This is a genomic window from Parabacteroides sp. MSK.9.14 (assembly GCF_019041495.1).
In the GTDB taxonomy this organism is placed as follows: Bacteria; Bacteroidota; Bacteroidia; order Bacteroidales; family Tannerellaceae; genus Parabacteroides; species Parabacteroides merdae.
Genome location: NZ_JAHPXO010000027.1, coordinates 20,466 through 33,539, shown reverse-complemented (window position 1 = coordinate 33,539; position 13,074 = coordinate 20,466). Strand labels below are relative to the sequence as shown.

General features: G+C 36.6%; 12 protein-coding genes and 1 pseudogene. All 13 read left to right on the top strand.

The annotated features are described in order from the left end of the window. Positions 1-10: 10 nt before the first annotated feature. The 13 genes and pseudogenes from wecB (at position 11) to KTG12_RS14330 (ending at position 13,066) form a co-directional block, all read left to right on the top strand. Positions 11-1,201, top strand: a complete 1,191-nt coding sequence (gene wecB, locus KTG12_RS14385) for a non-hydrolyzing UDP-N-acetylglucosamine 2-epimerase (protein WP_155143788.1) — start codon at positions 11-13, stop codon at positions 1,199-1,201. A 279-nt stretch (positions 1,202-1,480) separates the two neighbouring features. After that, positions 1,481-1,575: pseudogene (locus KTG12_RS22305) on the top strand (type B chloramphenicol O-acetyltransferase); the annotation flags it as partial. Between the two features lie 517 nt (positions 1,576-2,092). Continuing rightward, on the top strand, positions 2,093-3,634 hold the full coding sequence (locus KTG12_RS14380) for a lipopolysaccharide biosynthesis protein (RefSeq protein ID WP_075964532.1): 1,542 nt from the start codon (positions 2,093-2,095) through the stop codon (positions 3,632-3,634). Continuing rightward, positions 3,612-4,586, top strand: a complete 975-nt coding sequence (locus KTG12_RS14375; protein ID WP_075964533.1) for an FAD-binding protein — start codon at positions 3,612-3,614, stop codon at positions 4,584-4,586. Before KTG12_RS14380 ends, KTG12_RS14375 begins: the two co-directional genes overlap by 23 nt. 1 nt (position 4,587) lies before the next feature. Continuing rightward, on the top strand, positions 4,588-5,607 hold the full coding sequence (locus KTG12_RS14370; RefSeq protein ID WP_075964534.1) for a polysaccharide pyruvyl transferase family protein: 1,020 nt from the start codon (positions 4,588-4,590) through the stop codon (positions 5,605-5,607). Further along, entirely contained in the window at positions 5,604-6,746 is a 1,143-nt protein-coding gene (locus tag KTG12_RS14365; protein ID WP_075964535.1) for a glycosyltransferase, read from the top strand. Before KTG12_RS14370 ends, KTG12_RS14365 begins: the two co-directional genes overlap by 4 nt. Positions 6,747-6,752: 6 nt before the next feature. Further along, positions 6,753-8,018: an O-antigen ligase gene (locus KTG12_RS14360; RefSeq protein ID WP_216945464.1), complete on the top strand. Its 1,266-nt coding sequence runs from the start codon at positions 6,753-6,755 to the stop codon at positions 8,016-8,018. 236 nt (positions 8,019-8,254) lie between these two features. Continuing rightward, on the top strand, positions 8,255-8,656 hold the full coding sequence (locus tag KTG12_RS14355; protein ID WP_149935942.1) for a serine acetyltransferase: 402 nt from the start codon (positions 8,255-8,257) through the stop codon (positions 8,654-8,656). Next, complete coding sequence (locus KTG12_RS14350) at positions 8,657-9,784, top strand: glycosyltransferase (RefSeq protein WP_075964539.1); 1,128 nt, start codon at positions 8,657-8,659, stop codon at positions 9,782-9,784. It begins immediately after the preceding gene. A gap of 18 nt (positions 9,785-9,802) precedes the next feature. Next, a complete protein-coding gene (locus tag KTG12_RS14345) occupies positions 9,803-10,936 on the top strand; it encodes a hypothetical protein (RefSeq protein WP_149935943.1) in 1,134 nt (377 codons plus the stop codon). Beyond that, a complete protein-coding gene (locus tag KTG12_RS14340) occupies positions 10,933-11,475 on the top strand; it encodes a serine O-acetyltransferase (protein ID WP_216945463.1) in 543 nt (180 codons plus the stop codon). Before KTG12_RS14345 ends, KTG12_RS14340 begins: the two co-directional genes overlap by 4 nt. Further along, positions 11,475-12,599, top strand: coding sequence for a UDP-galactopyranose mutase (gene glf / locus KTG12_RS14335; protein WP_087880653.1), 1,125 nt, complete (start codon positions 11,475-11,477; stop codon positions 12,597-12,599). The genes KTG12_RS14340 and glf overlap by 1 nt, the downstream gene beginning before the upstream one ends. Before the next feature lie 8 nt (positions 12,600-12,607). Further along, positions 12,608-13,066: a DapH/DapD/GlmU-related protein gene (locus KTG12_RS14330; protein WP_122115701.1), complete on the top strand. Its 459-nt coding sequence runs from the start codon at positions 12,608-12,610 to the stop codon at positions 13,064-13,066. The last annotated feature ends 8 nt before the right edge of the window (positions 13,067-13,074 follow it).

Here is a 13,074-nt window from a genome sequence, read left to right as displayed (position 1 = left end):
TTAGAATAATATGGAGAAGCAACCCAAATTTGATTATTCAGATATAAAATTCAAAGATAACGGTAAACTGAAGTTGATAATAGTAGTCGGCACTCGTCCTGAAATTATTCGCCTTGCAGCTGTTATCAACAAATGCCGTCAGTATTTCGATGTCATTCTTGCCCATACAGGCCAGAACTACGATTATAACCTTAACGGCATCTTCTTCAAAGATTTGAAGTTAGCAGAGCCGGAGGTCTATATGGATGCCGTAGGTGATGATCTTGGTGCCACTTGTGGCAATATCATCAACTGCTCATACAAACTTTTTGTACAGGCAAAGCCAGATGCCGTATTGGTGTTAGGAGATACCAATTCATGTCTGAGCGTTATCGGAGCAAAGCGTCTGCATATCCCCATCTTCCACATGGAAGCGGGTAACCGTTGTAAAGACGAATGTCTGCCGGAAGAAACCAATCGCCGTATCGTCGACATCATCAGCGATGTAAACATGGCATATAGCGAGCATGCCCGTCGTTACCTTGCCGACTGCGGTTTACCTAAAGAGCGCACTTACGTCACCGGTTCTCCTATGGCAGAGGTTTTGCATAATAACCTCGTAGAGATTGAAGCAAGTGATATTCATCAACGTCTTGGTTTGGAAAAAGGAAAGTATATCCTCCTCTCTGCCCATCGTGAAGAGAATATCGACACAGAGAAGAACTTCATATCCCTGTTCTCTGCAATTAACAAAATGGCAGAAAAATACGACATGCCGATACTCTATAGCTGCCACCCACGCAGCCGTAACCGCCTTGCAGCCTCCGGCTTCCAACTCGATAAACGTGTCATCCAACACGAACCTCTCGGCTTCCACGACTACAATTGCCTTCAGATGAATGCTTTTGCAGTAGTCAGTGACTCAGGCACTCTTCCCGAAGAATCCTCTTTCTTCACCAGTGTCGGTCATCCTTTCCCTGCCATCTGCATCCGTACATCAACAGAACGCCCCGAAGCAATAGACAAAGGCGACTTCATCATCGCTGGCATTGACGAGAAAAGTCTTCTTCAGGCAGTTGATACCGCCGTTGAACTTTGCCGTGACGGTCAACACGGAATTCCGGTTCCCGATTATGTCGATGAGAACGTCAGTACAAAGGTTGTGAAGATTGTACAGTCTTATGTGGGGATTGTTAATAAGATGGTGTGGAGGAAATTTTAATAAGTTTTTTTACCTCATGAAAATATGATCATGGAACTCCAAAGTGAATATGGAGTAAAGTGGAATACGCTTGAATTTCAAGGTTGGAATTGTGCAGATGTAATCTTTATAAGTATTCATCATTTTAAGGTTGGAAAATTTCTTGATTCAATAAGGAATGTTGATAAGATTCCTGAAAATGATTAGGATGTGGTAATAGAGGAAGATATATGGCGTGACGTTAATGTGACAATACTCAAGGGTGTTATCAGTGGTAGAGGAACAATTGTGGCTGCAGGTTCAGTAGTAACAAAAAGTTGTCCCCATATAGAATTATCGGAGGTATATCTGCTAAGGTAATTAAGAAAAAATTCACCAATGAAGAAATTAGGTTACATGAATTGGTATTGTATAACTATTCGGATCGTATAAATAACGGATAGAATATGACAATTTACGAATGATTTATCATCATTATACCTATTAGGGAATATATACTTTGTTACTTTTATATTTCTTCTAGTGCTTGTTTGGGAAAAGGTTTAAAGATAAAGAATAACACGGATGCTCAAGAGAAGTTTGTTGAGGATAGTGTTGTTTACATTATATCTCATAAGTAGTTTTGGCGAGTATACAAATGATACTGAATTTTTGCAATCAATGTTTTTTGTATTTGGTTGGAAATAACCTTTTATAAAATTAGGGCTAATGATTCACTATTAGTATGTCCATATTCACTATATGAGTTTTTAGGAGCAAAGTTGCCGACTTCGCTGTAGATGGTGAAATAAACGAAGGAATCCACTATATATTATTAAGGTGAGTGGTTTCAATGGGCATTCGTTTAAATTTATAAAGTTAAGGATTTATTTGTGTATATAATTGTTGGCCAAAAACAACAGATAGTATCTAATGTCAGACAGGTCATTACATAATAAAAGAATAGCAAAGAATACTCTCTTTCTCTACTTGAGAATGGGATTGGTGCTAATAGTGTCGCTCTTTAGTACTAGGGTGGTACTACAGGCTTTGGACATTGAAGATTATGGAATTAATAATGTTGTCAGTGGTTTCGTGACAATGTTTGCGTTTTTGAATACCTCAATGTCTAATGGTGTACAGAGGTTTTATAATTTTTCTCTTGGAAGAAAGAATGGATACAGTATTAAAGATGTATATAATACAGCTCTCCAGATACAAGGTATTTTAGTTGTAATCTTATTGGTTCTTCTTGAAACATTTGGAATGTGGTATATTCATACTCAGATGGTTATTCCAATAGACCGATTCGCTGCTGCTCAGTGGGTATTCCAGTTTTCTGTGCTATCACTGATACTTCTTGTTCTTCAGATACCATATAGTGCTGCTATTATGGCGTATGAAAAGATGGACTATTATGCATACCTCAGTATTTTTGAGGTGTTGGCAAAGTTAGGCGTCGCTTATGTAATTAAGTATACAACATTTGATAAACTGATTCTCTATGGAGCTTTTAATATGCTTGTATCGTTAATCTGCTTCTTCTTGTATTATGGTTATGCCAAATGTCACTTTCAAGATTTAAAGTTTGATTTTATTATCAGAAAGCAACTTTTTAAACCGATGTTGTTTTTTTCAGGATGGAATGGATTGGGCTCGTTTGCTTACATGATAAAGAGTCAAGGTTTAAATATGCTCCTAAATGTATTTTTTGGACCTATAGTTAATGCAGCTCGTGGGGTTTCGAATATGGTGATGAGTGCTATTCAGGGATTCCAATCAAATATTGTAATTGCTTTCCGTCCACAATTGATACAATCTTATGCAACAGGAGACAACGAGAGAGTATTAAAACTATTTTATAGTTTGTCAAAGGTGTCTTTTATTCTTTTGGCTATGCTTTCAATACCAGTTATTATAGAGATAGAATATATTCTTCATTTGTGGCTAGGTGATACCATTCCTGACTATACTATTCCCTTTACAATATTAGTACTTGTAAATATGATTATCAGTAGTTTAAATACTCCTGTCTCTCAGGTCGTTCATGCAACAGGAAAGATGAAGAACTATCAGATAGGAACCTGTTTGATGGTTTGCGCTATCCTACCAGTTTCGTGGGTATTTTTGAAATTAGGTTTTGATCCTGTTGTAGTTTACTGGGTAAGTCTTATTATTACTATCGTAAATCAACTTGTATGTAATCTGCTTCTGAAAAAGGTGTATCCGTATAGTTTGAAGGAATATTGTAGAAAAGTAATTATCCCGTGTGTGGCCTTTGTGATCCTTGTTCCTTTGCTTCCATTTGCTATTACAATGATATTCCCTATTTCCTTCTTACGTTTGCTCCTGACTGGTGCTATGAGTGTTTTGATATCTATTACAGTTTCATATATTTTAGTCCTTGACAAGTCTGAAAGGACTATGTTCTTGAACTTTATTAAACGAAAGAATGATAAACAAATTATTGACTAAATACTTAGATACCAAAAAGATTCAATATGAGACTCATGTTGATCTTAAAAAAAGAACTTGGATTCATAGAGGTGGTATAGCAGGTATATTTATCTCGCCTGTAAGTGCAGATGAACTGGAGACGATTGTATCTTTCCTTTATTCGGAGGAGATTTCATTTCTATTAATAGGGCACACTTCCAACCTTTACATTTTGAACGAATGTAATATCCCTGTTGTGGTCTCTACTGCAAAGTGCAAGTATTTCCATGTAGAAAATGGGGAACTCTTCTGTGAAGCCGGTGTGGGAGTAATAAACCTCTCCAAGCAAATGATAAAGCAAGGTATTAAAGGCTTTGAATATTTAACAGGACTTCCAGGTACTGTTGGAGCAGCACTTGTGAATAATAGTTCATGTAGAGAAAATAGTATTTCTGAATTACTTGTGAGCGCAAGAGTTGTACTGAAGGATGGCACCATTAAGATTTTTCATCCTGAAGATTTCAAATATGAATTTAGAAACTCAGTGTTCAAGAAACATGAAGTTGAAGGCACGATCATTTCTACTGTTCTCAAGGTGACTTTTGGTGATGCTGCCAAGATGCAACAAATGGCAGAAGAAAACGATCAAGATAGGGCTAAGCGATTGGAAGGATATTCCAAAAATCTCGGCTGTACTGTAAACCGATGCTTTATTAATGGGAGGATGGCCTTGTGGTTAAAAATAGTTTTATTTGTAAATGGATTATTCGCAAGACTATTCATAAAAACGGAAGATGGAAGAAGTAATCAAAGAAAAAATTTGATTTGTACTCTCACTGGATATAAATCTATAGCCCCCTATGTAAGCCAAAAGAATCCAATTATTTTTAGTTGGATTGATGAAGGTGCCGATATCGCATTCCCTCTTTATCTTGAGTTTATGAGAAAGGTGTACAAGACAGATAAAACAGAAATTGAAATAATACGATAATATGACAAAAGTAAATCTTTTGACTATACATTATGGTAAATGCTATGGTGCCGTTATGCAGACATTCGCTACTTGCAGAATGCTCGAGCAAGCAGGTCATACTGTTAGGGTAATCAATCTGATCAATCCTTCTCAAAAAGGGAATTGGAAGAGTATTCACTACTGGATGGATTGTATCCGAGAATTTCAGTTTTGGTTTTTCAAGAAAAAGTATTTTTCGAAACTTACAAATAAAGCATATTCTATTGAGGAGATCAATCTACCTAAATCGGATGTTACTGTTGTAGGAAGTGATCAAGTATGGAATCGTGACATTACAGGTTGCTTTGGATATTCTTTTTTTCTTGATTTTGTAAATGGCCAACGAAAAGTTGCTATGTCATCAAGCTTTGGAAAAGAGGTATGGGACGAGGACAAAAAGTATACAGCGGCCGCGAAAGCTTTGCTTTCGCAATTCTGTGCTATTTCTGTTCGTGAATCTTCTGGGGTCAAGATACTCAATAGCATAATGAAACTTGAAGCAATCAATCTTCCTGACCCTACACTCGGATATGGAAAGTTTGAGGATCTGGTTCTAAATCACAAACCTCTGCATCAAGTGTTTCCTTTTCTTCTCTTGAATGATAGTAAGGCGAAGGAGAAGGCGAATCATATTGCAAACACCCTTGGTTTGCCCTTGTTTGTACACTCTTCTTTTTCTTCTAGGATTCTAAATGGTCCAAGACACTGGCTTACACGAATCAGAAACTCTGAATACGTTATTACAGATTCATTTCATGGATTGGCTCTTAGTCTCATCTTCAACAAACAGTTCTTTGTGTTCTGTGCATCAGAAAAAAAGTTTACTCGACTGCGTTCACTATTACAGTTATTTTCGCTGGAATATAGGTATGTAGAAAGCGTTGAAGATTTTGAAAGAAGAAAAGAGGAACTTCTTTGTCCAATTGATTACGTTCATGTAAACATAGTCTTAAAAAGTGAACAAGAGCGTTATCGTTCCTTTATTCAGAATTCAATATGAAAAAAATACTAATAGTAGTACCGGGGTGTCGAACTGGTGGAGTGTTGTCTTCATTAATTGCATTACTTAATTCGACATTTGTTGAGAGATACGATATCCATCTTTTCGTGATGAACACCTATGGTGAACACCTACAATCAGAACTTGCCCAATTCTCTATTGGAAAGAATCTTGGTACATCTTTGCTTAATGCCAATGTCGTAAATAGTTCTGGTATTCGGAAGTTGATATTGATATTATTCAAACTAATATTGAAAATACCTTTTTTGGGGAAATTTTTCTCTAATTGTATAGAAACATCAACCATAAGGAGTATAGAAAAGGATAACTATGATTGTGTTATCTCATTTCAGGAGAGTGCGTCACTACCTTTTGTTGCTAAGTTTTCCAATCCCAATAAAATCACATGGATACATTGTGATTATTCGAGAATATTTACAAATAAAATGGATGAATATGCAGTGTTTTCAAAATATTGCAAAATTGTAACAGTTTCAGAGTATACAAGAGTTTCATTTTGTAAATTACTTCCATCTCTTGAATCAAGAGTGGTAGTTATTTACAATATAATGGACTCAAGTGCGATTATCCAGAAATCGAAAGAACCAATAGATGATGATCGTTTTAGTATAGAAGAATTTACAATAATTTCCGTCGGCAGAATATCTGCTGTTAAACAATTTAATCTTATTCCTTCAATAGCATCAAATCTAAAGACAAGAGGTCTTGCTTTTAAATGGTATATACTTGGAGGAAAGCATGAAATAGAGCCATATCGGAAATTGATGCAGGCTATTTCAGATTATTCCGTAGAAAATGAGGTCATTTGTTTAGGTAATAAAACTAATCCATATCCATACTTCAAGGTGGCGGATTTGTTAGTTTCAACATCCAGCTCAGAAGCATGTCCTATGATTTTTAATGAAGCTAAGATATTAAACCTTCCTGTTGTGACGAATAATTTTGGTTCAGCGCATGAATTTATTGTAGAGGGACAAGATGGGCAAATATGTTCATTAACGGTAATGGCTGATGTAATCGATAATATCATTCATACACAAAGAAGATTTAATCCACATATTTCGATTGATTTTGATGAGCAGTATATATTATCACAAATTGACAAACTTTTGATTTAAAAAAACATGAATGAAACAAGATACTATAAAAGATACTATAAATATTATCTCTTTTTGTTGGTAATATTGTGCACATGGTTCAGTACAATCGTTGCTCCTCCTATGCCTATTCGATTGGTGTATTTGGCAGCTCTAATTATACCTGCATATTTGTATGCTCCCAATCTTATAGTACCAGTATTGATATGTTTCACAGGTATAGCGGCATATGGATTCTCATGCTCGTATATGCCAACAGAGTTATATTATTATTTAATAATTATGTTTCTTTTATTGGGCTTTGGTTTGCAAAGAAATTTGAAAACACAACGTCCATCAATATTGTTTACCTGCTTCTGTTTATATGTTTTATGTATTGATCTGCTGGGAGGAGAAAGGTTAGAGAATATTGATTATAGCATGTTGGTTGTATTAATATCTTTCTTTTTTGTGAGTAAAAAAGGACATGAGGAAAGCTCTTATATTTTAAGCTTCATTATGGTATCTCTGATTATATGTCTATATTTCTTCACTTATGGCCAGAGTGGAGCTGTAGAAGTTTCTGAAGATGGTCGAACGGCATGGAAGGATTCTAATTATCTTGGCAATGTATGTGGTATGGGTATTGTTCTTGCCTACAACGTACTTATAAATAACCTTTATACGAACAAAAAATTTAAATATCTCTGTTTGCTTATCGTTATTATTGGAGTGATAATGATTGCTCTTAATGCCTCACGAGGAGCATTTCTTTCAATGGCTGTTGCAATTACGATTATTACGTTATTCGCAAGAATCAAAACGAGTTCAAAATTTGGAATAGTTATAGCTGTTTTTTTGAGTGTTGTTATAATGTATAGTATGGGATTATTCAAGGTACTTGAAGAGAGAGTTATGAGTGATGACGGTACTGGAAATGCTCGAACAATTATTTGGGCAGCAAAGTTAGATGCGTACTCACAACTGTCTTTACTTGAAAAAGTATTTGGAATAGGATATAGGAGGGGCTTCGAACTTGCAATTCCAGGAGGTTTTGGCTTTCACTGCGATTATATTGCGTGGTTGGTTGACTATGGCATTGCTGGCTTATTGTTCTTTATATCCTTATTAATATATCCTTTAAAGCTAGTATGGAATCGACAATCACAAAGACCAATTGTTTTATCATTGATACTCTTTTTAGCGACTTGTTGTTCTACATTAGAGCCACTGACTGCTGGGCGATTGGCATATTGGTATTTCTATATGCTTATAGTTCTGTTTGCTCGTTGGAGCAGTCAACAAACTAATTAACATTGATAAATTATGTATATACGATCTCGCAACCACCTCCACTTCTATCTTCAGGCGGACATGATGATGAATAGAGGGTACTTCAAAGAACCTCTCAAGATGAAGTTATTGCATCTTGTTGCTCCAGATTACATCATGGAGTTTCTTAAAATAATGAGAAAGGTACAATATTACTCTCAATGTAAATTTCCGGGGGGGGTATTTTGCTTATAATCAATAAGTTATTGTTTTTTAGATTGTCTCGTAAACTTGGATTCAGTATCGGATATAATGCTTGCGATTACGGATTGGTCATTCCTCACTATGGAACCATCGTTGTGGGAAACACTAATAAGATAGGTCCATACGCCGTTTTACATACCTCCACTTGTATTACTGATACAGGGAGAATAATAGGCAAAGGTTTGAGTTTATCTACTGGTGCAAAGATTACAGGGGGTGATATGTTGGGTGATCATATTGTTGTGGCTGCTAATTCCGTAGTCACCAAATCCTTCCCTGAAGGTAATGCTTTGCTCACAGGAATGCCTGCGGTGAAAAAAAAAGAATTGTCAGATTGGTATTCGTCGCTGAGTGGTGAGATGAAAAGAAGGGCAGATGCAATAAAGTGTCTTAAAATAAAAATGGGAATTGAATAAATGAGTAAAAAAGGAAAGTTCTACATTCTAAATTGGGTGTTCAGCTATGGTTCTGCCAGTAGCAACAGATTATTAGCGTACGCTAATAGTGCGGCTGAACAAGGATATAAAGTTGATATTGTGGTATTTCTAAGGATGGAGTTGAAGAATTGCCATCCGAGGGAAGGAGTCACAATCAGAGGGCTAAAACCTTGTAGAGTTCAAAATAAAATATTCTCTAAATTATTATCCTTTTTCACCACCATTTGGTTTTTGCTTACTGAAGTAAAGAAAGAGGATAGATTGCTACTGTATGGATCTGCAGAATATCTGCCTTTCCTTGTGTGGTTTAGGCGGAGACAGACTTACTTTGAATTGACAGAGTGTCCAGATTTGTTTAAGCCAAAAAATTATCCATGGTGTTACTATAAAAGACTTTGGAAACGTTTGAATGGTATCTTCGTCATTTCGAGTAATCTGAAGAAGTATTTTGTAGATTATGGCGTGGATTCTAAGAAAATTCATATTATCAATATGATAGTGGATTCATCTCGTTTTGAAGGAATAAAGCGAGACCCTAATGTTGAAAAGTATATTGCTTACTGTGGTAATGTCAACAAGGATAGCAAGGATGGTGTTGGAGACCTGATAGCTTCATTTGTTAGATATCATAAGAAGTATAAAGACAGAAAACTCTATATTATTGGTCCTATCGTGTCGCAAGAACAGAAGCAGGAGTATGAAGAATTTTTGAGGTCATCGAACGTTCTTGATAGCGTAGTTTTTACAGACTCCATTTCTCCTACTGCAATACCTCAGTATTTCGTGAATGCAGAGATGTTAGTTCTTGCACGTCCTGATAACATTCAAGCGAAGTATGGCTTTCCGACAAAACTTGGTGAGTATCTTCTTTCCTGTAGGCCTGTAGTCCTGACTGATGTTGGAAACATCTTGGATTTCCTTGCTGATGGACAAAGTGCTTTCATTGCTCAACCTGGTAATGTTACCAGTATCTCTGATAAGATGATGGAAGTTTCAGAATACTCAGATCGGGCTGATATTATTGCTGCTACAGGTAAAGAGGTGGCTATGAAGGAGTTCAATAGTACCACGGAAACAGCAAAATTACTGTCAATAATGTTCAACTAAATAATGCCCTTATTATACATGCGTACTATAACCCTCATTTATGAACGCCATCATTATCTTTATCGATGGCTAAAACCTATGCTTGCTGCTCGCAAGGAATTTAAGAAATTAGGATATAAAGTAGAGTATCAAAGTATTGTAGATTACTTTCCTATTTTCCGTGGAAGTCTTCAGAAGAAATTGGAACATGCTTCTATAAAGTCTGCATGTCAGGGAAAATTTGATATTGTGATGATGGCTTTCCATCACTCCACATCGGATTTTTGCATGAAACTAACAGCTGAAAAGCGTGCTGAAGTACTGAAGAAAATCAAGGCTCATTGTAATACTCTCGTTTGGTTAGATACAGCGGATAGTACAGGAACTTGTATGTTCGACGTAATGCCATACGTTGATCTCTATTTCAAGAAACAGGTACTTAAGAATACTGAAGATTATTGTCGTGATGTATATGGTACACGTACATTTTGCGAATATTATCATGACATGCTGAAGATTGAGGATGATGTCATTACTCAACGATACTATCCACATACAGAGAAGCAGTATCTGAGTAAACTTCGTGTGGCTTGGAATGTAGGTATAGGTGATTTATATGCCGTTAAACCTATTCAACTTATCATGCATCCATTTAGTGTAACGAAACCAAAATTCTTGAGTCCTGATAGTGAGCGTCCGTTGGATGTGCAGTATCGTGGCAGTGGTTATTCTCCTATTGCAGGCTATCCACGTTCTCGTAGTAGAGAACTGATGATGGAGATGATGGGGGAGTCTATCATCAAAATTTCGGACATTACTAAGCGTATACCCAAAGAAGAATTTATCAAGGAAGGACAGAGTTCCAAGTGCATTCTTTCACCTTTTGGTTGGGGAGAGATTTGTGGTCGAGACTTTGAGGCATTCGTGTATGGCGGTTGTATGATCAAACAGGACATGAGTCATTGCGTTACTTATCCTAATGCATATCAGCCAGGAGTAACATACATTCCACTTAAATGGGATTTCTCCGATTTCAAAGAAAAACTATCTAAGGCAACTTCTCCAGAATATAAGGAACTTGCTAAAAAAGCACAAGAGTACTACAAGCATTTCTTTACTCCTGAAGGGCGTATGGATTTTGCTAAACATATTGTGTCAGAATTGGAAAGATGATGAAATATATCGAGTGTAAATTGTTGAATAATAGCGATTTAAATGCTATTAACAATGGGGGGGGAAAAATAAAGAACCTTCTATTCAATGAATCTTTTTCTTTTACTTTTTGGTTTCGAATCGGTAGTTGGTTAGAATATAGTAATCATGGGTTTTTACGTTTTATATTCACTTTGTTCTATCGAAGAAAAATGCGTAGAACAGGAAGACAAATACCTTTGGGAACACGAATTGGGGGAGGTTTTAGATTGATTCACTATGGAACAGTTGTAATTCATCGGAAAGCTATAATAGGAAAGAATTGCACAATACTCCATAATGTTACAATAGGAAAGACTCATAAAGGCGTTCCTTCTATTGGTGATAATGTCATGATTGGGGCAAATGCTGTTTTGGTTGGACCTATACATGTGGGAAATAATGTTGTGATCGGGGCAGGAAGTGTAGTCGTGAAAGATGTCCCTGATAATGCTTGTGTTGCTGGTAACCCAGGGAGAATTGTGTCACAAAATGGTTTAATTGCAGGAAAAGGATATTAATTATGAAATACGATTATTTGATTGTTGGTTCTGGTCTTTTTGGAGCTACGTTTGCTTATAAAGCTAAACATGCAGGTAAAAAAGTGCTTGTTATTGATAAACGTCCACATCTTGGTGGTAATGTGTATTGCGAGAACATTGAGGGCATTAACGTGCATAAATATGGTGCGCACATTTTCCATACCAACAACAAAGAGGTATGGAATTTCGTGAACTCTATTGTAGAGTTTAACCGCTACACAAACTGTCCTATGGCAAACTACAAAGGTGAGCTCTACAATTTGCCTTTTAATATGAATACTTTCAATCGTATGTGGCCGGAGGTACATACACCAGCCGAGGCTCAAGTAAAGATTGACGAGCAGAAAGCAGAAGCTGTAGCTGCTCTTGATGGTCGTGAACCACAGAACTTGGAGGAACAAGCACTTTGTCTTGTGGGTAAGGATATTTTCTACAAGCTCATAAAGGAGTACACGGAGAAACAATGGGGACGTGACTGCAAGGATCTTCCAGCTTTCATTATCAAGCGTCTGCCGGTGCGCATGATCTTCGATAACAATTACTTCAATGACAGATATCAAGGAATTCCTATTGGAGGTTACAACAAACTGATTGATGGATTGCTTGAAGGAGTTGAATGTGAAATTGGTGTCGATTTCTTCCATTCTGAATACAAAGATTGGCAGAAGTATGCCGACAAACTCGTTTATACAGGCGCAGTGGATGAGTATTTTGACTACAAATTAGGTAGGCTCGACTGGCGTACTGTTAGTTTTAAAACTCGTGTAGAGAATACTCCTAACTATCAAGGAAATGCTGTGGTGAACTACACTAGTCACAATGAACTTTATACTCGTGTGATTGAACACAAACATTTCGAGATGTTTGGTCAGGAGGTTTATGATTGTTTAAAGACTGTTGTTTCGGAGGAATACTCAACAGAGTATAAGGAAGGCATGGAACCATACTATCCAGTAAATGATGATTGTAATAATGCCCTTGCTGAGAAATATCGTCAATTGACTGAACAGGAAGAAAACGTCATCTTTGGAGGTCGTCTCGGTCAGTATAAATATTTTGATATGGCTCCAACGATTGAACAGGTTTTGAATATTATTATCTAATAATTATTATGTCAGTTAAACACTTTTTTGAAGTTTATTCTCCCAAGCGCATGTGGAGAAAGATTTGGTTAGGTCTTGCTGGACTTCCTATGCTTCCTCAATATCGAGCTAAGTTCCTGAAAATGGGGGGGGTAAATATTAAAGGACGAGCTTTGGTTTATGGTGGAACGTTAATTGATACAGTTGCTCCAGACAAAATTTTTATTGGTAATAATGTAGCAATTACAGCAGGTACAAAGATATTGACCCATTATCTTGATCCAACATCAAAAGGCAGAAGATTTCGGATCGGAGAGGTCCATATAGAGGACGATGTATTCATCGGAGTGAATGTAGTAATTTGCAATTCGGTTACTATAGGACAAGGGGCTATTATAGGAGCCGGTAGTATTGTTACAAAAGATATTCCACCATACCAGGTATGGGCAGGTAATCCTGCAAAATTCATAAAAGAAAGAGAACACTAATAGGAATA